This window comes from Streptomyces sp. NPDC048192, assembly GCF_043202415.1.
Classification (GTDB): Bacteria; Actinomycetota; Actinomycetes; order Streptomycetales; family Streptomycetaceae; genus Streptomyces.
Window position 1 is genome coordinate 51,351 of the sequence record NZ_JBIDAL010000015.1, and the last position, 24,906, is coordinate 76,256.

Consider the following 24,906-nt stretch of genomic DNA (forward strand, 5'->3'; position numbering starts at 1 on the left):
GGAGCAGTCGGCCCGACCAGGACTTTCCTATGACGTGTACGGCATTGTCTGTGCCGTGGTGTGCAATGGATCTCGTGCACGGACTGGAAGAACCACTGAAGCAGCCACTGAAGTCGGTGCTCGGCCCCGCCACCGCGAAGGTGATGGCCGAGCACCTCGGCCTGCACACCGTCGGCGACCTCCTCCACCACTACCCGCGCAGATACGAGGAGCGCGGCCAGCTCACCCGGCTCGCCGACCTGCCCATGGACGAGCACGTCACGGTGGTCGCGCAGGTCGCCGACGCCCGCCTGCACACCTTCGCCTCCGCCAAGGCGCCCCGCGGCAAGGGCCAGCGGCTGGAGGTCACGATCACCGACGGCAGCGGCCGGCTCCAGCTGGTCTTCTTCGGCAACGGCGTCCACAAGCCCCACAAGGAGCTGCTGCCGGGCACCCGCGCGCTGTTCGCGGGCAAGGTCTCCGTGTTCAACCGCCGCCTGCAACTCGCCCACCCCGCCTATGAGTTGCTGCGCGGCGACAGCGACGAGACGGTGGAGAGCTGGGCCGGCGCCCTGATTCCCATCTACCCGGCCACCGCGAAACTGGAGTCCTGGAAGATCGGCAAGGCGGTCCAGACCGTGCTGCCCACCGCCCAGGAGGCCCTGGACCCGCTGCCGCCCGCCCTCCGCGAGGGGCGCGGTCTGCTCCCGCTCCCCGAGGCCCTGCTCAAGATCCACCGCCCGCACACCAAGGCCGACATCGCCGACGCCCGGGCCCGCCTGAAGTGGGACGAGGCCTTCGTCCTCCAGGTCGCCCTGGCCCGCCGCCGCCACGCCGACGCCCAGCTCCCCGCCGTCCCCCGCAAGCCCAGGCCCGACGGCCTCCTGGCCGCCTTCGACGACCGCCTGCCCTTCACCCTCACCGAGGGCCAGCGCAAGGTCTCCGAAGAGATCTTCGGCGACCTGGCCACCGAGCACCCGATGCACCGGCTGCTGCAAGGAGAGGTCGGCAGCGGCAAGACGCTGGTGGCCCTGCGCGCCATGCTCGCCGTGGTCGACGCGGGCGGGCAGGCCGCGATGCTCGCGCCCACCGAGGTGCTCGCCCAGCAGCACCACCGCTCGGTCACCGAGATGATGGGCGAGCTGGCCGAGGGAGGCATGCTGGGCGGCGCCGAGCACGCCACCAAGGTCGTCCTGCTCACCGGCTCCATGGGCGCCGCCGCCCGCCGCCAGGCCCTGCTGGACCTGGTCACCGGTGAGGCCGGCATCGTCATCGGCACGCACGCCCTGATCGAGGACAAGGTCCAGTTCCACGACCTCGGCCTGGTCGTGGTCGACGAGCAGCACCGCTTCGGAGTCGAGCAGCGCGACGCCCTGCGCGGCAAGGGCAGACAGCCCCCGCACCTGCTGGTGATGACGGCCACCCCGATCCCGCGCACGGTCGCCATGACGGTCTTCGGCGACCTGGAGACCTCGGTCCTCGACCAGCTCCCGGCCGGCCGCTCCCCGATCGCCAGCCACGTCGTCCCCGCTGCCGACAAGCCCCACTTCCTCGCCCGGGCCTGGGAGCGCGTCCGCGAGGAGGCGGGAGGCGGCCACCAGGCGTACGTCGTCTGCCCCCGGATCGGGGACGAGGAGGACGATCCGAAGAAGGCCAGGCAGAAGTCGCCCGAGGACGAGGCGGAGAAGCGCCCGCCGCTGGCCGTCCTCGACGTCGCCGACCAACTGGGCCGCGGCCCCCTGCAAGGGCTGAAGGTGGAGGTCCTCCACGGCCGTATGCACCCCGACGACAAGGACGCGGTGATGCGCCGCTTCGCGGCCGGCGAGACCGACGTCCTGGTCGCCACCACGGTCATCGAGGTGGGCGTCAACGTCCCCAACGCCACGGTCATGGTCATCATGGACGCCGACCGCTTCGGCGTCTCCCAGCTCCACCAGCTGCGCGGCCGCGTCGGCCGGGGCTCGGCGCCCGGCCTGTGCCTGCTGGTCACCGAGATGCCCGAGGCCAGTGCCGCACGCCAGCGGCTGAACGCGGTCGCCGCCACCCTCGACGGCTTCGAGCTCTCCCGCATCGACCTGGAGCAGCGCCGCGAGGGCGACGTCCTCGGCCAGGCCCAGTCCGGCGCCCGCTCCTCCCTGCGCGTCCTCGCGGTCATCGAGGACGAGGAGGTCATCGCGGAGGCGAGAGCGGAGGCGACGGCCCTGGTGGCGGCGGACCCGGAGCTTCAGGGCCTGCCGGGCCTGCGTACGGCGCTGGACGCCCTGCTGGACGAGGAGAGGGAGCAGTACCTGGAAAAGGGGTGAGCCACAATGAACGGAAAGCCGCCCACGAAGAAGGACCCCACATGACCCGCGTGATCGCCGGCCGGGCCGGCGGACGGCGCCTCTCGGTACCTCCCGGCACCGGAACCAGGCCGACCTCCGACCGCGCACGCGAGGGTCTCTTCTCCACCTGGCAGTCGCTCCTCGGCGGCCCCCTCGACGGCGAACGGGTCCTGGACCTCTACGCCGGATCGGGCGCCGTGGGCCTGGAAGCCCTCTCCCGCGGCGCGAGCCACACCCTCCTGGTCGAAGCGGACGCACGGGCAGCCCGCATCGTGCGGGAGAACGTGAAGAACCTGGCCCTTCCCGGCGCTGAGGTCAGAGCGGGCAAAGCGGAACAGATCATCAGGCAACCGGCGCCGGAAGAGCCGTACGACCTGGTCTTCCTCGACCCCCCGTACGCCGTCACGGATCACGATCTTCGCGAGATTCTGCTCACACTCCGCTCGGAAGGCTGGCTCGCTGAGCAAGCGCTCGTCACCGTGGAGCGCAGCACCAGAGGCGGCGAATTCCGGTGGCCGGACGGCTTCGAGGCGATCAGGTCCCGTCGCTACGGCGAGGGAACGTTTTGGTACGGTCGCGCCGCCTCTACGTGCGAAGACGCACGATGACCGGACCGGAGAGCGAGGGATCACTAGTGCGCCGCGCCGTCTGTCCCGGGTCGTTCGACCCGATCACCAACGGACACCTCGACATCATTGCCCGCGCCTCCCGTCTGTACGACGAGGTGTACGTCGCGGTGATGATCAACAAGTCCAAGAAGGGCCTGTTCGACATCGAGGAGCGGATCGAGCTGATCCGCGAGGTCACCGCCGACTACGCCAACGTCCGGGTCGAGGCCTTCCACGGCCTCCTCGTCGACTTCTGCAAGCAGCGCGACATCCCCGCCATCGTCAAGGGCCTGCGCGCCGTCAGCGACTTCGACTACGAGCTGCAGATGGCCCAGATGAACAACGGCCTCACCGGCGTCGAAACGCTGTTCGTGCCCACCAACCCCACCTACAGCTTCCTGTCCTCCTCCCTGGTCAAGGAGGTCGCGGCCTGGGGCGGAGACGTCTCCCACCTGGTGCCCGCGCCGGTGCTCGAGGCCCTGAACAAGCGCCTGCGCAAGCCCTGATGGGACTACAGTCGTCCCGTCCGTCTCCATCCCGGCTGTAGAGAGTGGCGAGCACAGGTGGACGTGCAGAAGAAGCTCGACGAGATCGTCTCCGCGGTCGCCGGCGCCCGGGCCATGCCCATGTCGGCGTCCTGCGTGATCAACCGCGCCGAGCTGCTCGCGATGCTGGAAGAGGTGCGCCAGGCGCTGCCCGGCTCCCTCGCGCAGGCGCAGGAGCTGATCGGCGACCGTGAGCAGATGGTCGAGGAGGCCCGCCGGGAGGCCGAGCGGATCATCGAGAGCGCGCACGCCGAGCGCGGCTCGCTGATCGCCGGCACCGAGATCGCCCGCCGCTCCCAGGCCGAGGCCGACCGGATCCTCGCCGAGGCCCGCAAGGAGGCCGAGGAGATCCGCGCCGAGGCCGACGACTACGTCGACTCCAAGCTCGCCAACTTCGAGGTCGTCCTCACCAAGACCCTCGGCTCGGTCGGCCGCGGCCGCGAGAAGCTGCTCGGCACCGGCCCCGGCCTGGACGAGAACGGCTACGAGGACGAGGACGCCCCCGAGCGCAGCCACGACCCCGAGACCCTGCGCCACAACGCCGACCAGTACGTCGACGCCAAGCTCGGCGCCTTCGAGGCGGTGCTGGCCAAGACCCTGGAGGCGGTCGGCCGCGGCCGGCAGAAGCTGCACGGCCGGATCGCCACGGACGACCTCGGCGCCCTCGCCGACGACACCTCCACCTTCCAGCACTCCAGCGACGCCGACTACCTCGCCGACCTCGCCGCGCTCGCCGAGCAGGACGCCCCGGCCGAGCGCCCGGAGCGGCCGCAGCAGGCGCCGCAGCAGCCGTCGTACGACCCGCAGCCCGCGTACGCGTCGTACGAGCAGCCCGACCCCTACGGCGGCTTCCCGCAGCAGACCGGCTACGGCCAGCAGGACCCCTACGGCTACCAGCAGGCCGACCCCTACGCCGCCTACCAGGGCTACGACCCCCAGCAGGCCGCCTACGACCCCCAGCAGGCCCACCAGCAGGCCCACCAGCAGGCCCCGCAGCACCAGCCGCAGCAGGGCTACGCCCTGGACGAGACCAGCCTGTTCGACACCGGCATGATCAGCGCGGAGCAGCTCAGGGCGTACGAGCAGGGCCGCGGCCTGTAGCGCCGGGCGCGGCCCGCCGACCACCGGATTGGGCCGTGAGCGAAAGGTCCAGTATCCTGGCTCTTCGGTCGCGCGTACGTCCGCGATCTCCGCTGCCCGAAGACACCGACGGGCGGCGGCCCTCCGAGTTCGAAGATCGAAAGCAGGAATGGCTCCCAACGCCCGCCTCGACCACCGCAACCCCCTCGTGTTCGACACGCACGAGCTGGGCCGGCGGCCTGGCGCGCTGCAGCGCCTGACCCGCACGATCGACGCTCCCGCCGATCTCGGCATCCAGGGAGTCATCGGAGTGCCGGAAGGCACCCCGGTGGAGCTCGATCTCCGCCTCGAGTCGGTCATGGAAGGGGTGCTCGTCACAGGCACCGCCCGTGCACGGGCCGAGGGGGAGTGCGTAAGGTGTCTGGAGCCGGTCGGGCTGGAGCTCGAAGCGGACTTCCAGGAGCTGTTCTCGTACCCTGACGCCGACGACCGGGGCCGCGTGATCGCGGAACCGGGCGACGACGCCGAGGACGACGAGGACAGGTTCTTCCTCGAGGACGGACTCTTCGACCTCGAACCTCTGCTGCGCGATGCGGTGGTGCTCGCACTGCCGATGCAGCCGGTGTGCCGGGAGGACTGCCCGGGCCTGTGCTCCGAGTGCGGGGCGCGGCTCGCGGACGACCCGGACCACCACCACGACGCCGTCGACATCCGTTGGGCGGCTTTGCAGGGACTCGCCGGTTCACTCGAAGACGGCGAGAAGGACGAGATGAGCGGCGCCGAAGCGGGCGTCGACGAGAAGCAGGAGAAGTAGCCGTGGCTGTTCCGAAGCGGAAGATGTCGCGCAGCAACACGCGCCACCGCCGGTCGCAGTGGAAGGCTGCGGTCCCCACCCTGGTTGCGTGCGAGCGCTGCCACGAGCCCAAGCAGCAGCACATCGCGTGCCCGTCTTGCGGCACCTACAACAAGCGCCAGGTCCTCGAAGTCTGAGCGGCTGGTGAGAGGCACTGTGTCCAGTCCCAAGAAGGCGGAAGACGCCAAGGCGGACGCACCCGCCAAGAAGAAGGCGGACAACCAGGCCTCGTCCCACACGCTTCTGGAAGGGCGGCTCGGCTACAAGGTCGAGTCCGCCCTTCTGGTGCGCGCGCTGACCCACCGTTCCTACGCGTACGAGAACGGCGGTCTGCCGACGAACGAGCGGCTGGAGTTCCTCGGGGACTCCGTGCTCGGCCTCGTCGTCACGGACACGCTGTACCGCACCCACCCCGACCTGCCCGAAGGCCAGCTGGCCAAGCTGCGGGCCGCGGTGGTCAACTCGCGCGCGCTGGCGGAGGTCGGCCGCGGGCTCGACCTGGGCTCCTTCATCCGGCTCGGCCGCGGTGAAGAGGGCACGGGCGGCCGGGACAAGGCGTCCATCCTCGCCGACACCCTGGAAGCGGTGATCGGCGCGGTCTATCTCGACCAGGGCCTCGAAGCGGCGTCCGAGCTGGTGCACCGGCTCTTCGACCCGCTGATCGAGAAGTCCTCCAACCTCGGCGCCGGCCTGGACTGGAAGACCTCCCTCCAGGAGCTGACCGCGACCGAAGGGCTCGGCGTCCCCGAGTACCTGGTCACGGAGACCGGCCCCGACCACGAGAAGACCTTCACTGCTGCCGCCCGCGTCGGAGGCGTCTCGTACGGCACCGGCACCGGCCGCAGCAAGAAGGAGGCGGAGCAGCAGGCCGCCGAGTCCGCCTGGCGGGCCATCAAGGCCGCCGCGGACGAGCGCGCCAAGGCGGCCAGGGAGGCCCAGAAGGCCGACGAGGCCGCCAAGGAGGCCGTCAAGGACGACGAGTCGTCGTCCGCTCCCGCCTGACCCACAGCAGTACCGAGCGCCCGTCCCCTCGTCCGCGAAGGGGCGGGCGCTTCCATCGTCCACCGCTTCGCACGGGGGGTCCCATGCCCGAGTTGCCCGAGGTCGAGGTCGTCCGGCGCGGCCTGGAGCGCTGGGTCGCCCACCGCACCGTCGCCGAGGTCGAGGTGCTGCACCCGCGCGCCGTGCGCCGGCACATCGCGGGCGCCGACGACTTCGCGCACCGCCTCAAGGGCCACCACATCGGCACTCCCAGCCGCCGCGGCAAGTACCTGTGGCTGCCGCTGGAGGAGACCAACCAGTCCGTCCTCGCCCACCTCGGCATGAGCGGCCAGCTGCTGGTGCAGCCGCACGAGGCGCCGGACGAGAAGCACCTGCGCATCCGGGTCCGGTTCGCCGACTCCCTCGGCACCGAACTGCGCTTCGTCGACCAGCGCACCTTCGGCGGGCTGTCGCTGCACGACAACACCCCCGAGGGCCTGCCCGACGTCATCGCGCACATCGCCCGCGACCCCCTGGACCCGCTCTTCGACGACGAGGCCTTCCACCTGGCGCTGCGCCGCAAGCGGACCACCATCAAGCGCGCCCTGCTGGACCAGTCGCTGATCAGCGGGGTCGGCAACATCTACGCGGACGAGGCCCTGTGGCGGGCCCGCATCCACTACGAACGCCCCACGGCGCACTTCACCCGCCCCGTCACCGCCGAACTCCTCGGCCACGTCCGGGACGTCATGAACGCGGCCCTCGCCGTCGGCGGCACCAGCTTCGACAGCCTGTACGTCAACGTCAACGGCGAGTCGGGCTACTTCGACCGGTCCCTGGACGCGTACGGCCGCGAGGGCGAGCCGTGCCGGCGGTGCGGTACGCCGATGCGCCGGCGCCCCTGGATGAACCGGTCCAGCTACTTCTGCCCGAGGTGTCAGCGGGCGCCGCGCGTCTCGTCGTAACGCGCGCGTGCCGCGAGGACGTCGTCCATGGCGCCCTCCACGCAGTGGATGAGCGCCAGCAGCCGCTCGGCCACCTGCCGGCCCAGGGGGGTCAGCTCGTAGTCCACGCGCGGCGGGTTGGTCGGCTGCGCCTCGCGGTGCACCAGGCCGTCCCGCTCCAGCGCGTGCAGCGTCTGGGACAGCATCTTCTCGCTCACGCCGTCGACGCGCCGGCGCAGTTCGTTGAAGCGCAGCGAGCCCTCGTACAGCGCGCCGAGCGTCAGCCCGCCCCAGCGGCCCGTGACGTGCTCCAGCGTGCCGCGCGACGGGCACGCCTTGGCGAAGACGTTGTACGCGAGGTCCTCGAGGTCCTGGGTGGTGGCGGTCATGACACCAGGGTACGCACGCGCAGCGCTGACCACCAGGTTGCACTAACTTCTGGTTAGTGCTTTCCTGTGGTCACTGCTTCCGAGCTGGGCCCTTCCTGCCGGACCGGCTCAGTCCTGCTGCCCTTTCGAGGAGTCCCCGTGACCACCCCTGTCGTTTCCATCGCCTACCACTCCGGCCACGGCCACACCGCCGTCCTCGCCGAGGCCGTTCGCGCCGGCGCCTCCGAGGCGGGCGCCGAGGTGCACCTGATCAAGGTCGACGAGATCACCGACGCCCAGTGGGAGACGCTGGACCGCTCCGACGCGATCGTCTTCGGCTCGCCCACCTACATGGGCACGGCCTCCGGCGCCTTCCACGTGTTCGCCGAGGCCACCTCCAAGCGCTGGTTCGGCCAGGACTGGAAGGACAAGCTGGCCGCCGGCTTCACCAACTCCGGCTCCAAGAGCGGCGACAAGCTGCACACCCTGCAGTTCTTCCAGATCCTCGCCGCGCAGCACGGGATGAACTGGATCAACCTCGGCCTGCACCCCGGCTGGAACAGCAGCGCGGGCTCCGAGAACGACCTCAACCGCCTCGGCGTCTTCGCCGGCGCGGCCGCCCAGACCAACGTGGACGAGGGTCCGGACGCCGTGCACAAGTCCGACATCGCCACCGCCGAGCACCTGGGCCGCCGGGTGGCACAGGCGGCCGGGGTCTTCACGCGGGGCCGGGTCGCCGCGTAACGGCCTGCCGGGCCCGGCCGAGCGGCCTTCGGGCCGGGGCGGGGTTCAGTAGCCGAAGTCCTGCGTCCACCAAGGGCCGCCGGGGCCGAAGTGGACGCCGACGCCCAGGGTCTTGAAGTCGCAGTTCAGTATGTTGGCGCGGTGGCCGGGGCTGTTCATCCAGGCCTGCATCACGGCCGCCGCGTCGGACTGGCCGCGGGCTATGTTCTCGCCGCCGAGGTTGGCTATGCCCGCCGCGGCCGCCCGGTCCCACGGCGACTTGCCGTCGGGGTCCGTGTGGTCGAAGAAGCCCCGCGCCGCCATGTCGTCGCTGAACGACTCGGCCAGCCGGCTCAGCGGGGAGCTTGCCGTCAGCGGGCTGCACCCGACCTTCGCCCGCTCCTCGTTGACGAGCTTCAGCACCTGCGCCTCGGCGGCGCTCGCCGCCGAGGCCGTCCCCGGCGCGCCGGCCGTGGGCGCCTTGCTCGCCGTGTGCGACGGGGTGGTCCGGGGCTTGCCGGCCGGCGTCGCCGTGGCCGGTTTCCTGCTCGCCGTCTTCGAGGGGGCGGGCGTGGCGGAGGCCGACGCGGACGCCGACGGCGAGGCCGGCGCCGACGAGGAGGCCGACCGGCTCGGCGACCCGGGGGCCGTGGTGGCCGGGGCGCCGGTGGCACTCCCGGGACCGGCGGCGCTGCCCGAACTGCCGCCCTGCTCGGCGGCCGTGTTGCCGGGCGCGTCCGCCGCCTGCACCCGGTCCCCACCGGTGGTCTGCGAGCCGCCGCCCAGCCGGTAGTTGTGCAGGCCCGGCACCACGCCCGTGGCCACCGCCGCCGTACCGAGGGCGACGGCCGCGGACACCCCGAGCAGGCCGGTGCGCACCGGCCGCGCGCTCTTCTTGCGGCGCCGGTGGCCGGGGGAGTGGCCGCTCGCCGCCGTGACGTCATCGCCTCCGGGTCCGCCCGGACCGCCGTCCTCGCCCGCGAACAGATAGGCGTGCGCCCGCGTGGCCGCGTCGGCGTCGGCCGGCGGCCGCACGCCGCCCGCCGGGGCGTAGGCCTCCGGGTTCAGATACGGCGCGATGCCCCGGGGGGCCTGGCGGCCGGCGTAGGGCGCGGGGGTACGGGGCGCGCGGTCACCCACGTAGGCCGCGAGGTCCCAGGGCTCCGGCTCGCTCGGGTACGGGCTCCGGGGCGTCGGTGCGCTCGGGAACGGGCCCCAGGGCTGCTCCGGCCGGCTTGCGTAGGGGGCCGTGTGGGGGTCCGCGAAGTGGTCGCCGCGTGCCCGCGCGGCCGCGTACGGCGCGGGGTCGTCCCAGGGCTCCGGTGCGCGGCGGACGGTCTCACCCGGGTACCCGTCCCACGGGCCCGCGTTTCCGCTGGGGGAGTGCTCCGCCAGGGGAACCCCCGTGGCGCGGCCCGTGGTGGCGCGGCCGGCGTCGGTGCGTCGGTGGCGTCCCATGTCCTTGCCCTCTTTCGCGTCCTCGCGGGCGACCGGCGCCAGCGCGGCGAGTGGCACCGCTTGGCCGACCCGGCTCACTCGATCGAGTGAGTTTCATATGAGATTCATCGGGTCGGGACGGTACCGCATGCCGCCCGGGAGCGATGTGTGCCGAGCAACATCGGCCGGTTAGGTTGCCTCCATGAGCGAAGACGTGCGGCTGATCGTCTGGGTGCGGGGACGCGTGCAAGGTGTGGGTTTCCGCTGGTTCACGCGCGCCAAGGCGCTGGAGATCGGCGGCCTGAGTGGTTTTGCTCTCAATCTGGCCGACGGCCGGGTCCAGGTGGTCGCGGAGGGCTCGCGCGAGAACTGCGAGGGGCTCCTGGACTGGCTCCAGGGCGACGACACGCCCGGGCGCGTGGACGGAGTCACCGAGATCTGGGACACACCCCGCGGCGGCTACGACGGCTTCGCCATCCGCTGAGCCGGTTGTGTAAAGGCGCACAGGCCGGCGCACGGGGACGTGCCGGGGGCACATGCGGGAAGCAGAAACGGCCTGGTGGTTGCCAAGAACGGCCCGGCGTGGCAGGCTCCGCAGGTATCTGCTGATCGCCACGCCCCGAGGGCACCGGATGACATGCGGCGCCGCCGATTCTCCCGGCCGCGCGCCCGGGTTGCCCACCAATACAGGGCGTGATCGTGTTGACCGTCAAACTTTTTGGTGAGACGCTGAAAGCCCCGCGCACCTTAGCTGTTTGGCATGGAGCAACACCAGATCCACACCTGGATGTGCCAAGCACCGCGGGTGCAAATCCCTCACGACCCACACCGCATCGGTCGGTCACTCATTGTGGAGGACCATCCATCATGGCAAAGGCGCTTCTCGGTTACGTCGGCGGCTCCGACCCTCGACTCCTCGCCGAGATGCGACGGCTGCAGCAGCGCGTGCAGGACCTGGAGTCCGAGCTCGTACGGATCCAGGCGGAGAACGAAGCGCTGTCGGCTGCCGCCTCTCAGGACAGGATCATGGAGAGCATCGACGCACACCAGGCGGAGCCTGCGCTCACCTGATCGCTGCATCAGCTCCACAACAGCAGTCGCAGTGATCGGGCTGCCGTATCAACCGCTCAGTTGATCCGACGGCCGCAACCCGGTCGTCAGAGTTGCAAGGGACGCTTCGGCGTCCCTTCTTTCTTTGCCACGCATCCTTTCACTGTCTTTAACGTACGGTGTGCCCTTCCTGTTCAACGGCGAAACCGCGCGGTTGCGAGGGTTCATGGAGTGAGATAGCGGCGCCCGGTAGAGTCCAGCGGCGTGCACCTCAAGGCCCTGACCCTCCGCGGGTTCAAGTCGTTCGCCTCGGCGACCACGCTCCGGTTCGAACCGGGGATCACGTGTGTCGTCGGCCCGAACGGCTCGGGCAAGTCCAACGTCGTGGACGCGCTCAGCTGGGTCATGGGCGAGCAGGGCGCCAAGTCGCTGCGCGGCGGCAAGATGGAGGACGTCATCTTCGCCGGCACCACCGGCCGCCCCCCGCTGGGCCGCGCCGAGGTGTCCCTGACCATCGACAACTCCGACGGCGCGCTGCCCATCGAGTACGCCGAGGTCACCATCACGCGGATCATGTTCCGCAACGGCGGCAGCGAGTACCAGATCAACGGCGACACCTGCCGCCTCCTCGACATCCAGGAACTCCTCTCCGACTCCGGCATCGGCCGGGAGATGCACGTCATCGTCGGCCAGGGCCAGCTCGACTCCGTCCTGCACGCCGACCCCATGGGCCGCCGCGCCTTCATCGAGGAGGCCGCCGGCGTCCTCAAGCACCGCAAGCGCAAGGAGAAGGCGCTGCGCAAGCTGGACGCGATGCAGGCCAACCTCGCGCGCGTGCAGGACATCACCGACGAACTGCGCCGCCAGCTCAAGCCGCTCGGCCGCCAGGCCGCGGTGGCCCGCCGGGCCGCCGTCATCCAGGCGGACCTGCGGGACGCCCGGCTGCGCCTGCTCGCCGACGACCTCGTGCGCCTGCGGGAGGCGCTCAAGTCCGAGATCGCCGACGAGGCCGCCCTGAAGGAACGCAAGGAGGCCGCCGAGCAGGAGCTGAAGAAGGCCCTGCAGCGCGAGGCCCTCCTGGAGGACGAGGTCCGGCAGCTCACGCCCCGCCTCCAGCGCGCCCAGCAGACCTGGTACGAGCTGTCCCAGCTGGCCGAGCGCGTCCGCGGCACCGTCTCGCTCGCCGACGCGCGCGTGAAGAGCGCCACCTCCGCGCCGGTGGACGAACGCCGTGGCCGCGACCCCGAGGACCTGGAGCGCGAGGCCGCCCGCATCCGCGAGCAGGAGGCCGAGCTGGAGGCGGCCCTGGAGGCGGCACAGCGCGCCCTCGACGACACCGTCGCCCACCGGGCCGAACTGGAGCGTGAGCTGGCGGCCGAGGAGCGCCGCCTGAAGGACGTCGCCCGCGCCATCGCCGACCGCCGCGAGGGCCTGGCCCGCCTGTCCGGGCAGGTCAACGCGGCCCGCTCGCGCGCGGCTTCGGCCCAGGCCGAGATCGACCGCCTGGCCACGGCCCGCGACGAGGCCCAGGAGCGCGCCGCGCGGGCCCAGGAGGAGTACGAGACCCTGAAGGCCGAGGTCGACGGCCTCGACGCCGACGACGCGGACCTGGGCGAACGCCACGAGGCGGCCAAGCGCCGGCTCGCCGAGGCGGACGCCGCCCTGAGCGCCGCCCGCGAGGCCCTCACCACCGCCGAACGCACCCGTGCCGCCACCCAGGCCCGCCACGAGGCCCTGGCCCTCGGCCTGCGCCGCAAGGACGGCACCGGCATACTCCTCGACGCCCGCGACCGCCTCACCGGAATCCTGGGCCCGGCGGCGGAACTCCTCACGGTCACCCCGGGCTACGAGGTCCCCCTGGCCGCCGCTTTCGGCGCGGCCGCGGACGCCATCGCCGTCTCCGGCCCGGCAGCGGCAGCGGAGGCCATCCGCCTCCTGCGCAAACAGGACGCGGGCCGAGCGGCCCTCATCCTGGCCGGGTCCCCTGACGAGCCGACGCCAGGGGCCGCACCCCAAAGCGGCGCGGGGAACGACGGCGACCGGGCGCCCGAAGGGGGCGCGGGGCACGGCGCGCTCAGCGACAACGCACCCGCAGCCGCCGAACCGACCGCCACCCCCCTCCCCGGACCGACCCCCGGACTGCGCCTCGCCGCCGACCTCGTCGACGGCCCCGCCCACCTCCTCCCCGCCGCCCGCCGCCTCCTGCGAGGAACCGTGGTGGTCGGCACCCTCGAGGACGCCGAGGACCTCGTCGCCACCCACCCGCACCTCACCGCCGTCACCGCCGAAGGCGACCTCCTCGGCGCCCACTTCGCCCACGGCGGCTCGGCCGGCGCCCCCAGCCTGCTGGAGGTGCAGGCCTCCGTGGACGAGGCCGCGGCCGAGCTGGCCGAGCTGGCGGTGCGCTGCGACGCACTGGCCGACGAGCAGCGCGCGGCGGCCGCGCGGCGTGCCGAGGCCGCCGCCCTGGTCGAAGAGCTCGCGGAGCGGCGCAGGGCCGCCGACCGGGAGAAGTCCGCCGTGGCCCAGCAGCTCGGCCGGCTCGCCGGCCAGGCGCGCGGCGCCGCCGGGGAGGCCGAGCGGTCGGCCGCCGCGGCTGCGCGTGCCCAGGAGGCGCTGGAGAAGGCCGTACAGGAGGCCGAGGAGCTGGCCGAACGGCTGGCGGTCGCCGAGGAGATGCCGGTGGAGGAGGAGCCGGACACCTCCGTGCGCGACCGGCTCGCCGCCGACGGCGCCAACGCCCGGCAGACCGAGATGGAGGCCCGGCTCCAGGTCCGTACGCACGAGGAGCGGGTGAAGGGGCTCGCCGGGCGCGCCGACGCGCTGGACCGGGCCGCCCGTGCCGAACGCGAGGCACGCGTGCGTGCCGAGCAGCGCCGCGCCCGGCTGCGGCACGAGGCGGCCGTCGCTCAGGCCGTCGCCTCGGGCGCCCGGCAGCTGCTCGCGCACATCGAGGTCTCCCTCGCCCGCGCCGGGCGGGAGCGCACCGCCGCCGAGGCCGCGAAGGCCCGCCGGGAACAGGAGCTGGCCGCCGCCCGCGCCCAGGGCCGCGACCTCAAGGCCGAGCTGGACAAGCTCACCGACTCCGTGCACCGCGGCGAGGTGCTCGGTGCCGAGAAGCGGCTGCGTATAGAGCAGCTGGAGACCAAGGCGCTGGAGGAGCTGGGCGTCGAGCCGGAGGGGCTGGTGGCCGAGTACGGCCCGCAGCAGCTCGTACCGCCCTCGCCCCCCGCCGAGGGCGAGGTCCTGCCGGACGACCCCGAGCATCCCCGCAACCAGCCGAAGCCCTTCCACCGGGCCGAACAGGAGCGGCGGCTCAAGGCCGCCGAGCGGGCCTACCAGCAGCTCGGCAAGGTCAACCCGCTGGCGTTGGAGGAGTTCGCGGCGCTGGAGGAGCGGCACAAGTTCCTCAGCGAGCAGCTGGAGGACCTGAAGAAGACCCGCGCCGACCTCCTCCAGGTGGTGAAGGAGGTCGACGAGCGGGTCGAGCAGGTCTTCACCGAGGCCTACCGGGACACCGCCCGCGAGTTCGAGGGCGTCTTCAGCCGCCTCTTCCCGGGCGGCGAGGGCCGGCTCGTGCTCACCGACCCCGACAACATGCTCACCACCGGTGTGGACGTCGAGGCGCGTCCGCCGGGCAAGAAGGTCAAGCGGCTCAGCCTCCTCTCCGGCGGCGAGCGCTCGCTGACCGCCGTCGCGCTGCTGGTGTCGATCTTCAAGGCCCGGCCGAGCCCCTTCTACGTCATGGACGAGGTCGAGGCGGCCCTGGACGACACCAACCTCCAGCGGCTGATCCGGATCATGCAGGAGTTGCAGGAGACCTCCCAGCTGATCGTGATCACGCACCAGAAGCGGACCATGGAGGTCGCCGACGCGCTCTACGGCGTCTCCATGCAGGGTGACGGGGTGTCAAAGGTCATTTCCCAGCGCCTTCGTTAGCGCCCAGCACAAGATCAACTTCACTCTACGTTCAAGAAGTGAACATGCGCCCCCTCGGCCGTTGCTCACTCTTATCTAAAAACTCACAGCGGTTGCCCTATTGACTTCGAAACTTGAAGGCATAGTCTCTGCAACGTTGCTTTTACCTTCAGGTCTCACCTGTAACAGGGTGCGCCTGTAAGGGCTCGCCCCCCACGCGGCAGCGTTGCCGCGCCCGAGGAGATTCACGTGACCAGCACTACGCAGGCACCGCAGTCAGGAGCCAGGACGGCTCAACCCGAGCATCTCGGGCACGTCATCTTCATCGCGGCCGCCGCCGCCATGGGCGGTTTCCTCTTCGGTTACGACAGCTCCGTCATCAACGGCGCGGTCGAGGCCATCCGCACCAAGTACGACATCGGTTCCGCGGCCCTCGCCCAGGTCATCGCCATCGCCCTGATCGGCTGTGCCGTCGGCGCCGCGACCGCCGGCCGCATAGCCGACCGGATCGGCCGCATCCGCTGCATGCAGATCGCCGCCGTCCTCTTCACGATCAGCGCCGTCGGCTCCGCGCTGCCCTTCGCGCTGTGGGACCTCGCCCTCTGGCGCATCGTCGGCGGCTTCGCCATCGGCATGGCCTCCGTCATCGGCCCCGCCTACATCGCCGAGGTCGCCCCGCCCGCCTACCGCGGCCGGCTCGGCTCCTTCCAGCAGGCCGCGATCGTGGTCGGCATCGCCATCTCCCAGCTGGTCAACTGGGGCCTGCTGAACGCCGCCGGCGGCGACCAGCGCGGCCACCTGATGGGCCTGGAGGCCTGGCAGGTCATGCTCGGCGTCATGGTGATCCCCGCCGTCCTCTACGGCCTGCTGTCCTTCGCGATCCCCGAGTCCCCGCGCTTCCTGATCTCGGTCGGCAAGCACGAGCGCGCCCGTGAGATCCTCGCCGAGGTCGAGGGCGAGAGCACCGACCTGAAGGCCCGCGTCGCCGAGATCGAACTGGCGATGAAGAGCGAGCACAAGTCCACGTTCAAGGACCTGCTCGGCGGCGGCTTCTTCTTCAAGCCGATCGTCTGGATCGGCATCGGCCTCTCGGTCTTCCAGCAGTTCGTCGGCATCAACGTCGCGTTCTACTACTCCTCCACGCTGTGGCAGTCGGTGGGCGTCGACCCGACGGACTCGTTCTTCTACTCGTTCACGACGTCGATCATCAACATCGTCGGCACCGTGATCGCGATGATCTTCGTGGACCGCGTCGGCCGCAAGCCGCTCGCGCTCATCGGCTCCATCGGCATGGCCGTCGGCCTGGCACTGGAGGCCTGGGCGTTCTCGTCCCACCTGGTCGACGGCAAGCTCCCCGCCACCCAGGGCTGGGTCGCGCTGATCGCCGCCCACGTGTTCGTCCTCTTCTTCGCCCTCTCCTGGGGCGTGGTGGTCTGGGTCATGCTCGGCGAGATGTTCCCGAACAAGATCCGCGCCGCCGCGCTGGGCGTGGCCGCCGCCGCGCAGTGGATCGCCAACTGGGCCATCACCGCGAGCTTCCCGTCCCTGGCCGACTGGAACCTCTCCGGCACCTACGTGATCTACACGGTCTTCGCCGCGCTCTCCATCCCCTTCGTCCTTAAGTTCGTCAAGGAGACGAAGGGCAAGTCCCTGGAGGAGATGGGCTGACCGGCCCCCGCGAACCCGAGGAGAAGGGCCAAGTCCCCGCTGCCCCTCTCCTCGCACCCTCCGCCGCCCCCGCTCCGGCCACTGCCCGGACCGGGGGCGGCGGTGTCGTACGCCCCACCGGCCCACCTCGTCGCCGGCCCGGCCCTGCTCTCCATGGAAGCCGCCGAGCTGCGCGGCCCCGTCCTCCCTGGCGTCCCCTCCACCGGCGCCTGCCGCACGAGCCCACTGAGACGCCCGGCGCCGGTCAACCCCCGGGGAGCTCAGTGCACGCCCCGGTGAGGCTGGGGTCTCGGGTCGGTCATGGGCGTGAGAAGGGCCCATGGGGTCCGTGCACGCTCCGGTGATGTGGAGGCTTGCGGCAGCTCATGGGCAAGGGAGGGTCCCGTGGGGTCCGTCGCACGCCCCGGGGGATGCGGAGCCCCTTGGCAGGTCACGGGTGTGAGAAAGTCCCGTGCGCTCCGTGCGCGCCCCGCCGACGCGGAGGCTTCCACAGGGCAGGGGAGAGGCACGTGCCGTTGCACGCCCCGGGGATGCGGAGCCCTTTGGCAGGCATGGGCATGGTCCGTTTGCACGCCCCGCCGACGCGAAGCCCTTGGTACACACCCGCCGACGCGCAGGCCTTCCACAAGGCACGGGCATGAGAAAGTCCCCCTCCGGTGCCTTGGCGGTGGAGGGGGACGTACGCGGGCGGGAGAGAGACCCTGCCCGCGGGGCGGACGGCGGGATGCGTCAGGCGTTGACGCGGGCGCGCTCCCCGGCCGGTGCCGGGGTCGGTTCCGTGGGCTCGGGTCGCCGTACCGCCGGCTTCGGCAGCGCCAGGTACAGCGCCCCGGAGATCACGATCGTGGCCACCCAGCCGAGGCCGTACCCGCCGACGACGTTGTTCTTCGCGAGCGGGCCGGTGAACCAGTCCGAGGTGGTGAACATCAGGCCCGAGACCAGGCCGATCGCCCAGGAGGCCACGGCCGCGGGGGAGAAGCCGCCCTTGTACCAGTAGGCGCTGGCGCGGGAGGTGTCGGCCATCGCCGCGCCGTCGTACTCGCTGCGGCGCAGCATGTCCGCGCCGAACACGCCGACCCACGCGGAGAACGCGACCGCCAGCAGCGACAGGAAGGCGATGAACGAGCCCATGAAGCTCGTCGCCACCAGCATCAGCACACCGCCGAAGGCCAGCGAGATCACGGCGTTGACCGAGACCGCCCAGTGCCGCGGGACCTTGAAGCCGAGGGTCTGCGCGGTGAAGCCCGCCGAGTACATCGACATCGAGTTGATCAGCAGCATGCCGATCAGCGCGATGAACAGGTACGGCACCGCGATCCACGTCGGGAGGATCTCGCCGAGGAAGGACACCGGGTCGGTGGCCTTGGCCAGGTCCGGCGTGGACACGGCCATCACCGCGCCCATGAGCACCATGGGGAGCACGACGACACCGGCGCCGCCCACCGCCGTGCCGACGATCGCCTTCGAGGACGCGGTGCGCGGGAGGTAGCGGGTGAAGTCGGGGGCGGACGGGATCCAGCTGACACCGCCGGCCGCGATCATCCCGACACCGGTGATCACCGCCGCCGTCGAGCCGCCGCCCTGGTGCACCACCTTCGACCAGTCGGTGTTCGCCACGAGGTAGACCAGGACCAGCACGGAGAAGACGCCGAAGAGATAGGTCGCGTACTTGTTGCACTTCTGCACGGCGTTGATGCCGAGCCCGGAGATCGCGAACGTCGCGACCACGAAGGCCAGCAGCATCACCATGTCCAGCACGCTGTTCGCCTTCAGCCCGAACAGGATGTCCAGGATGGTGAGCATCGCGTAGGCGCCGGTGACGGCGTTGATCGTCTCCCAGCCCCAGCGCGCGACCCAGATCAGCGAACCCGGCAGCAGATTCCCGCGCTGCCCGAAGACCGCGCGCGAGAGCGCCATGCCGGGCGCGCCGCCGCGCTTGCCCGCGATGCCGATCAGACCGACCAGGCCGTACGACACGACCGGCGCGGCCACCGCGACGACGAGCGCCTGCCAGATGTCCAGGTGGTAGGCCACGACCAGGCTCGCGCCCATCGTCAGCAGCAGCACGCTGATGTTGGCGCCCACCCAGGTGGGGAACAGCTCGCGGGTCTTGGCGGTGCGTTCGTGATCCGGAACCTGCTCGATGCCTCGGGTCTCGAGAGCACCTTCGGTCTCGACGGTTTTGCTCATCAAAAGGGGGCCAGACGTGGGGGGACGGGGAACGGTCGGGACTCTACGCGCGTGGACGCAGCCGCCACCATCGTACTTTGCTCCGAGTCCTTGCAATAAGTGGCGTTTGTCTCTCAGAGGAAGCCACAAACCGGCTCCCGCCGCACCCCATGGCTGATACTGGAGCCGTTATGGAAACCGTCATCCTTGCTGTAGTCATCGCCGTGGTCGTGATCGCGGCGCTCGGCGGGCTGGTGATCGGCACCCGGCGCAAGAAGCCGCTGCCTCCGCCGCCCCCGAAGGCGCCCGACATCACCGCGCCCCCGGCCGAGCCGCACGTCGGCGACGAGGCCGAGACACCGCGCGAAGAACCGCGCCGGACCATCGAGGAGGTGGACCTTCCCGGCGGCCCCGCACCGGTCGTCGTGGAGGAGCCTCCCGCCGTCCCTCCTCTGGAAAAGGCGCCCGAGCTCGAGATCCCGGAGCCCACCGCCGGCCGGCTGGTCCGGCTGCGCGCCCGCCTGTCCCGCTCCCAGACCGCCCTCGGCAAGGGCCTGCTCACGCTGCTCTCGCGCGAGCACCTGGACGACGAGACCTGGGAGGAGATCGAGGACACGCTGCTCACCGCCGACGTCGGCGTGCAGCCCACCCAGGAGCTGGTCGAGGGCCTGCGCGAGCGCGTGAAGGTGCTCGGCACCCGTACCCCCGCGGAGCTGCGCGGCCTGCTGCGCGAGGAGCTGCTCAAGCTGGTCGGCACCGAGGTCGACCGCACGGTGAAGACCGAGCCCGCCGACCGCAAGCCCGGCATCGTGATGGTCGTCGGCGTCAACGGCACCGGCAAGACCACCACCACCGGCAAGCTCGCGCGCGTGCTCGTCGCCGACGGCCGTACGGTCGTGCTCGGCGCCGCCGACACCTTCCGCGCCGCCGCCGCCGACCAGCTGCAGACCTGGGGCGAGCGGGTCGGCGCCTACACCGTGCGCGGCCCCGAGGGCGGCGACCCCGCCTCCGTCGCCTTCGACGCGGTGAAGGAAGGCAAGGAGATGGGGGTCGACGTCGTCCTCATCGACACCGCGGGGCGGCTGCACACCAAGACCGGCCTCATGGACGAGCTGGGCAAGGTCAAGCGCGTCGTGGAGAAGCACGCGCCGCTCGACGAGGTGCTGCTCGTCCTGGACGCCACCACCGGCCAGAACGGCCTGGTGCAGGCCCGCGTCTTCGCGGAGGTCGTGGACATCACCGGCATCGTGCTGACCAAGCTGGACGGCACCGCCAAGGGCGGCATCGTCATCGCGGTCCAGCGCGAGCTGGGCGTGCCGGTCAAGCTGGTCGGGCTCGGCGAGGGCGCGGACGACCTGGCGCCCTTCGAGCCGGAGGCCTTCGTGGACGCCCTCATCGGCGACTGAGCCGCCGGTGCGGTGACGACCGCCGCGTCAGGAAGCGCCCGCCCCAAGGTGCAGTTGGGTGCGGGCGCTGTCCCTTTCTTGCGCCTGAGCCGGCGCCGCTCTCGCGGAGGTGGTGGCTCGCCGTCGTGGTGGCTCAATTGGTGGTTGCGCCGGCTGGGGGCGTGATGGTGCAGCGGGATTGCTCCGGGGGTGCTGCCTCGGCGCTGAGTGGTCGATGGCCGCCGTGCCGGGGTTACGCCCGCGCCCGTGACCGGTGCGCCACATACGCCAGCGTGCCCAGCAGCAGCCGGGCCGCCGGCGGGTGGGTCGCCGAGTCCAGCGCGGGCGGGCGCAGCCAGCGCACCGGGCCGAGGCCGCCCCGGTCGGAGGGCGGCGCGGTGATGTGCGTACCGGGGCCGAGGCCGCGCAGGTCCAGGGCCGAGGGATCGTCCCAGCCCATGCGGTAGAGCAGCCGGGGCAGCTCCGCGGCGGCGCCGGGGGCGACGAAGAAGTGGGCGCGGCCGTCCGGGGTCGCGGTCACCGGGCCGAGGGGGAGTCCCATCCGCTCCAGGCGGGCCAGGGCGCGGCGGCCGGCGGCCTCGGAGACCTCGATGACGTCGAACGCCCGGCCCACCGGCAGCATCACCGCGGCGCCCGGGAACTCCGCCCAGGCCTTGCCCACCTCGTCGAGCGTGGCCCCGGCCGGCACCGGGGGAGCGAAGTCCAGCGGGTGCGCGCCGGGCGCCGGGCAGTCCGCGCGTCCGCACGAGCAGGCGCCCGCCGCGGCCCGCGCCCCCGGCACCACGTCCCAGCCCCACAGGCCGGTGAACTCGGCGACGGCGGTGCACTCCGACGAACGGCCGCGCCGACGCGTACCGGAACGAATCTCGCGAATGCCGCCGATCGTGAAGCCCATGCCCCCTCCAACGGGTCCAGCGCGCCGGTGGTTACGCCACGGAACGAGACGGAAGCGGAACGTGACGCTACGGCTCCGCCTTCCCCTGCCGACGCGAACGCAAGGCGGCGCCTTGAGGCACAACGGGTGGCGCGTCAGGGCCTTCACGCCCCCGGTGCGCACCACTCCGCCCACTTCCGGCCGTCCTATGTCAAGTGAATCGCGTGGCGGCCATCGTGAGTTCATTCGAAGGGGTGGCGAATGGTGGCGATTCTGGGATCCCCGTGGCTGGACGGGTGATCGTAGGATTACTGTGAGTGTGCGAGTCGGATCGGCATATGCGTCCATGGGTATGCCGGAGGCGAGTCGTCAGCTCGTTCGAAGGGTGAGAACCGGCGGACAGCAGGCCGTATTTACCGGCATTCTGATAGGGCTTGGCGCACTCGACGACAAGTGGTCTCAGGGATGGGGGCGTTCCAGTGGGCGGCAACGGCGGTAGCGGGACGAACGCTGACAAGCGCCCCAACGAGCTGCTCGGGTCGTGGTTCGTGCGCAGCGGCTGGTCCAAGGGCGAGCTGGCTCGCCAAGTGAACCGCCGGGCGCGCCAGTTGGGCGCCAACCACATCTCCACCGACACCTCGCGCGTGCGCCGCTGGCTGGACGGGGAGAATCCGCGCGAGCCGATCCCGCGCATCCTCTCGGAGCTGTTCTCCGAGCGCTTCGGCTGCGTCGTCTCCATCGAGGACCTCGGCCTGCGCGCCGCCCGCCCCACCCCCTCCGCGTCCGGAGTCGACCTGCCCTGGACGGCCCCGCAGACGGTCGCCCTCCTCGGCGAGTTCTCGCGCAGCGACCTGATGCTGGCCCGGCGGGGCTTCCTCGGTGCCTCGCTGGCGCTGTCCGCCGGCCCGTCCCTCATCGAGCCCATGCAGCGCTGGCTCGTGCCGAGCCCCGCCTCCCCGGTCCCCGCCGAGCCCGAGCCCGTCCTCGACGCCCGCCGGCCCGGCCGGCTGTCCAAGCCCGAGCTGGAGCTGCTGGAGCACACCACGCGGATGTTCCGCCAGTGGGACGCCCAGTGCGGCGGCGGCCTGCGCCGCAAGGCGGTCGTCGGCCAGCTGCACGAGGTCACCGACCTGCTCCAGGAGCCGCAACCGGAGGCCACCACCCGCAAACTCTTCAAGGTCGCGGCCGAACTCGCCGAACTGGCGGGCTGGATGAGCTACGACGTCGGCCTCCAGCCCACCGCGCAGAAGTACTTCGTCCTCGCCCTGCACGCGGCCAAGGAGGCCGGCGACCGGCCGCTGGGCTCGTACATCCTCTCCAGCATGAGCCGCCAGATGATCCATCTCGGCCGGCCCGAGGACGCCCTGGAGCTGATCCACCTCGCCCAGTACGGCAGCCGGGACTGCGCCAGCCCGCGCACCCTGTCCATGCTGTATGCGATGGAGGCCCGCGCCTACGCCAACATGGGCCAGCCCGGCAAGACCAAGCGCGCGGTCCGCATGGCGGAGGACACCTTCGCCGAGGCCGACGAGTGGGACGAGCCGGACCCCGACTGGATCCGCTTCTTCTCCGAGGCCGAGCTGTACGGCGAGAACTCCCACTCCTTCCGCGACCTCGCCTACGTCGCCGGACGCAGCCCGACCTACGCCTCCCTCGCCGAGCCGCTCATGCAGAAGGCGGTGCGGCTGTTCGCCGAGGACGGCGAGCACCAGCGGTCGTACGCGCTCAATCTGATCGGCATGGCCACCGTGCACCTGCTGAGGCGCGAGCCCGAGCAGAGCACGGCCTACGCCGAGCAGGCCATGGACATCGCCAAGAAGGTCCGCTCCGAGCGTGTGAACACTCGTATCCGAAAGACGGTCGACGCGGCCGTCCGCGACTACGGCGATCTCGCTGCCGTGGTCGACCTCACCGATCGGCTCGCCGCCGATCTGCCGGAGGCCGCCGAAGCGGTCTGACCACCCGGCACCCCCTCCCCGGCCGCGGCCGGTCCTCCCGAACTGCCCGACTCGGCTCCCCCACGCCAGGTCATCGGAGAGGCCGCCGCGGCCGGCCTGTGTGTCCGGCGCGATCTCCGGACCAGGTTGCGTCACGATAACGGCCGGCACGGCTGGGATCCGGCAGTTCATGGAGGCGTAACACGCCCGGTGTCTTCGTCACCCCGGTGAAACAACGAGGGGCTTCGACCGAAACCGCGCTGCGTCACTCTCATGGCGCATAACCGGCCCACCCCACGACCCGCCGGACCGCTCAGGCACCGCCCGCACGGGGCCGTACCAACCGACGAGGAGACGCCGATGGCACCAGCCATCACGCTTGCCGCGGAGGCACCCAAGCTGTCTGCCGCGAACACAGGCTTCATGCTCATTGCTTCCGCCCTGGTCCTGATCATGACGCCGGGTCTCGCCTTCTTCTACGGAGGCATGGTCCGCGTCAAGAGCACCCTGAACATGCTGATGATGAGCTTCATCAGCATGGGCATCGTCACCATCCTCTGGGTGCTCTACGGCTTCTCCCTCGCCTTCGGCACGCACAACGGCCTGATCGGCTGGGACTCCGACTGGTTCGGCCTGCGCAGGATCGGCCTGACCGAGCTGTGGCCCGGTTACACGATTCCGGTCTTCGTGTTCATGGTCTTCCAGATGATGTTCGCGATCATCACGCCGGCCCTGATCAGCGGCGCCCTCGCGGACCGCGTGAAGTTCTCGGCCTGGGCGCTGTTCATCGCCCTGTGGCTCACGATCGTCTACGTCCCGGTCGCCCACTGGGTCTGGGGCGCCGACGGCTGGGCGTACAAGCTCGGTGTGATCGACTTCGCGGGTGGTACGGCGGTCCACATCAACGCGGGCGCCGGCGCCCTCGGCGTCATCCTCGTCATCGGCAAGCGCGTCGGCTTCAAGAAGGACCCGATGCGCCCGCACAGCCTCCCGCTGGTCATGCTCGGCGCGGGCCTGCTGTGGTTCGGCTGGTTCGGCTTCAACGCGGGCTCCTGGCTGGGCAACGACGACGGCGTCGGCGCGCTGATGTTCGTCAACACGCAGGTCGCGACGGCCGCCGCCATGCTGGCCTGGCTCGCCTACGAGAAGATCCGCCACGGCGCGTTCACCACGCTGGGCGCCGCCTCCGGCGCGGTCGCCGGCCTGGTCGCGATCACCCCGTCCGGCGGCGCGGTCTCCCCGCTCGGCGCGATCGCGGTCGGCGCCATCGCCGGTGTCGCCTGCGCCGCGGCCGTGGGCCTGAAGTTCCGGTTCGGCTACGACGACTCCCTCGACGTCGTCGGCGTCCACATGGTCGGCGGCATCCTCGGCTCCCTGCTGATCGGCTTCTTCGCCACCGGCAAGGGCCAGTCCACCGCGACCGGCGTCTTCTACGGCGACCACTCCTTCACCCAGCTGTGGAAGCAGTGCGCCGGAGTCGGCGCGGTCCTCGCCTACTCCCTGGTCGTCTCCGCGGTCCTCGCCTTCCTGCTCGACAAGACGATCGGCATGCGGGTCACCGAGGACGAGGAGATCTCCGGCATCGACCAGGCCGAGCACGCCGAGACCGCCTACGACTTCAGCGGCGCCGGCGGCGGCGTCCTCGGCTCCGCCGCCCACGCCCCGTCCCTGGCCGCCACGCAGACCAAGAAGGTGGACGCATGAAGCTCATCACCGCCGTCGTCAAGCCGCACCGGCTGGACGAGATCAAGGAGGCCCTGCAGGCATTCGGCGTGCACGGTCTGACGGTCACCGAGGCCAGCGGTTACGGTCGTCAGCGGGGCCACACCGAGGTCTACCGCGGCGCCGAGTACACCGTCGACCTGGTCCCCAAGATCCGCATCGAGGTGCTGGCCGAGGACGACGACGCCGAGCAGCTGATCGAGGTCGTCGTGAAGGCCGCCCGCACCGGCAAGATCGGTGACGGCAAGGTCTGGTCCCTGCCGGTCGACACGGCCGTACGGGTCCGCACCGGCGAGCGCGGTCCGGACGCGCTCTGAGCA

At 71.4% G+C, this 24,906-nt stretch carries 21 protein-coding genes; 17 read left to right on the forward strand and 4 right to left on the reverse strand.

Going from position 1 to position 24,906, the window contains the following annotated elements:
* Positions 1 to 65 precede the first annotated feature (65 nt).
* The 8 genes from recG (at position 66) to mutM (ending at position 7,335) form a co-directional block, all read left to right on the forward strand.
* A complete protein-coding gene (recG, locus tag ACGFZN_RS29425) occupies positions 66 to 2,282 on the forward strand; it encodes an ATP-dependent DNA helicase RecG (RefSeq protein ID WP_393861490.1) in 2,217 nt (738 codons plus the stop codon).
* A 41-nt stretch (positions 2,283 to 2,323) separates the two neighbouring features.
* A complete protein-coding gene (rsmD, locus tag ACGFZN_RS29430; RefSeq protein WP_393861491.1) occupies positions 2,324 to 2,911 on the forward strand; it encodes a 16S rRNA (guanine(966)-N(2))-methyltransferase RsmD in 588 nt (195 codons plus the stop codon).
* 26 nt (positions 2,912 to 2,937) lie between these two features.
* The gene (gene coaD, locus ACGFZN_RS29435; protein WP_330342793.1) at positions 2,938 to 3,417 is read left to right on the forward strand and encodes a pantetheine-phosphate adenylyltransferase; all 480 of its coding nucleotides are present in this window, start codon (positions 2,938 to 2,940) and stop codon (positions 3,415 to 3,417) included.
* Positions 3,418 to 3,474: 57 nt separating this feature from the next.
* Positions 3,475 to 4,557, forward strand: coding sequence for an ATP synthase F0 subunit B (locus ACGFZN_RS29440; RefSeq protein WP_393861492.1), 1,083 nt, complete (start codon positions 3,475 to 3,477; stop codon positions 4,555 to 4,557).
* Positions 4,558 to 4,705: 148 nt separating this feature from the next.
* A complete protein-coding gene (locus ACGFZN_RS29445) occupies positions 4,706 to 5,350 on the forward strand; it encodes a YceD family protein (RefSeq protein WP_393861493.1) in 645 nt (214 codons plus the stop codon).
* 2 nt (positions 5,351 to 5,352) lie between these two features.
* Positions 5,353 to 5,526, forward strand: coding sequence for a 50S ribosomal protein L32 (rpmF, locus tag ACGFZN_RS29450; protein ID WP_003951102.1), 174 nt, complete (start codon positions 5,353 to 5,355; stop codon positions 5,524 to 5,526).
* A gap of 7 nt (positions 5,527 to 5,533) precedes the next feature.
* Entirely contained in the window at positions 5,534 to 6,391 is an 858-nt protein-coding gene (gene rnc / locus ACGFZN_RS29455) for a ribonuclease III (protein ID WP_393861494.1), read from the forward strand.
* An 83-nt stretch (positions 6,392 to 6,474) separates the two neighbouring features.
* A complete protein-coding gene (gene mutM / locus ACGFZN_RS29460) occupies positions 6,475 to 7,335 on the forward strand; it encodes a bifunctional DNA-formamidopyrimidine glycosylase/DNA-(apurinic or apyrimidinic site) lyase (RefSeq protein WP_393861495.1) in 861 nt (286 codons plus the stop codon).
* Here the strand turns inward: mutM and ACGFZN_RS29465 are convergent.
* Positions 7,308 to 7,703 carry a winged helix-turn-helix transcriptional regulator gene (locus tag ACGFZN_RS29465; RefSeq protein WP_393861496.1) on the reverse strand — a complete coding sequence of 132 codons (396 nt, stop codon included), beginning with the start codon at positions 7,701 to 7,703 and terminating at the stop codon, positions 7,308 to 7,310. The genes mutM and ACGFZN_RS29465 overlap by 28 nt on opposite strands.
* A gap of 138 nt (positions 7,704 to 7,841) precedes the next feature.
* On the opposite strand from ACGFZN_RS29465, the gene ACGFZN_RS29470 reads away from it, so the two are divergent.
* A complete protein-coding gene (locus ACGFZN_RS29470; protein ID WP_393861497.1) occupies positions 7,842 to 8,426 on the forward strand; it encodes a flavodoxin family protein in 585 nt (194 codons plus the stop codon).
* Between the two features lie 45 nt (positions 8,427 to 8,471).
* Here ACGFZN_RS29470 and ACGFZN_RS29475 read toward each other — a convergent pair whose 3' ends face one another.
* Complete coding sequence (locus ACGFZN_RS29475) at positions 8,472 to 9,545, reverse strand: CAP domain-containing protein (RefSeq protein ID WP_393861613.1); 1,074 nt, start codon at positions 9,543 to 9,545, stop codon at positions 8,472 to 8,474.
* A gap of 499 nt (positions 9,546 to 10,044) precedes the next feature.
* Here ACGFZN_RS29475 and ACGFZN_RS29480 point away from each other — a divergent pair, with 499 nt between their 5' ends.
* The 4 genes from ACGFZN_RS29480 (at position 10,045) to ACGFZN_RS29495 (ending at position 16,478) form a co-directional block, all read left to right on the forward strand.
* Entirely contained in the window at positions 10,045 to 10,326 is a 282-nt protein-coding gene (locus ACGFZN_RS29480; RefSeq protein WP_393861498.1) for an acylphosphatase, read from the forward strand.
* Positions 10,327 to 10,709: 383 nt separating this feature from the next.
* Entirely contained in the window at positions 10,710 to 10,913 is a 204-nt protein-coding gene (locus tag ACGFZN_RS29485; protein ID WP_031167290.1) for a hypothetical protein, read from the forward strand.
* 243 nt (positions 10,914 to 11,156) lie between these two features.
* The gene (locus ACGFZN_RS29490; protein ID WP_393861499.1) at positions 11,157 to 14,831 is read left to right on the forward strand and encodes an AAA family ATPase; all 3,675 of its coding nucleotides are present in this window, start codon (positions 11,157 to 11,159) and stop codon (positions 14,829 to 14,831) included.
* Between the two features lie 228 nt (positions 14,832 to 15,059).
* Complete coding sequence (locus ACGFZN_RS29495; protein WP_393861500.1) at positions 15,060 to 16,478, forward strand: sugar porter family MFS transporter; 1,419 nt, start codon at positions 15,060 to 15,062, stop codon at positions 16,476 to 16,478.
* Positions 16,479 to 17,207: 729 nt separating this feature from the next.
* Here ACGFZN_RS29495 and ACGFZN_RS29500 read toward each other — a convergent pair.
* On the reverse strand, positions 17,208 to 18,668 hold the full coding sequence (locus tag ACGFZN_RS29500; RefSeq protein WP_393861501.1) for a cytosine permease: 1,461 nt from the start codon (positions 18,666 to 18,668) through the stop codon (positions 17,208 to 17,210).
* Between the two features lie 170 nt (positions 18,669 to 18,838).
* On the opposite strand from ACGFZN_RS29500, the gene ftsY reads away from it, so the two are divergent.
* The gene (gene ftsY, locus ACGFZN_RS29505) at positions 18,839 to 20,053 is read left to right on the forward strand and encodes a signal recognition particle-docking protein FtsY (RefSeq protein ID WP_393861502.1); all 1,215 of its coding nucleotides are present in this window, start codon (positions 18,839 to 18,841) and stop codon (positions 20,051 to 20,053) included.
* Positions 20,054 to 20,285: 232 nt separating this feature from the next.
* Here ftsY and ACGFZN_RS29510 read toward each other — a convergent pair whose 3' ends face one another.
* On the reverse strand, positions 20,286 to 20,948 hold the full coding sequence (locus tag ACGFZN_RS29510; RefSeq protein WP_393861503.1) for a bifunctional DNA primase/polymerase: 663 nt from the start codon (positions 20,946 to 20,948) through the stop codon (positions 20,286 to 20,288).
* Between the two features lie 458 nt (positions 20,949 to 21,406).
* Here ACGFZN_RS29510 and ACGFZN_RS29515 point away from each other — a divergent pair, with 458 nt between their 5' ends.
* The 3 genes from ACGFZN_RS29515 to ACGFZN_RS29525 all read left to right on the forward strand — a co-directional run bounded on the left by ACGFZN_RS29515 (position 21,407) and on the right by ACGFZN_RS29525 (position 24,903).
* On the forward strand, positions 21,407 to 22,885 hold the full coding sequence (locus ACGFZN_RS29515) for a hypothetical protein (RefSeq protein ID WP_393861504.1): 1,479 nt from the start codon (positions 21,407 to 21,409) through the stop codon (positions 22,883 to 22,885).
* Positions 22,886 to 23,224: 339 nt separating this feature from the next.
* Positions 23,225 to 24,568, forward strand: a complete 1,344-nt coding sequence (locus ACGFZN_RS29520) for an ammonium transporter (protein WP_393861505.1) — start codon at positions 23,225 to 23,227, stop codon at positions 24,566 to 24,568.
* Positions 24,565 to 24,903, forward strand: coding sequence for a P-II family nitrogen regulator (locus tag ACGFZN_RS29525; protein ID WP_086730248.1), 339 nt, complete (start codon positions 24,565 to 24,567; stop codon positions 24,901 to 24,903). The genes ACGFZN_RS29520 and ACGFZN_RS29525 overlap by 4 nt, the downstream gene beginning before the upstream one ends.
* Positions 24,904 to 24,906: the final 3 nt, after the last annotated feature.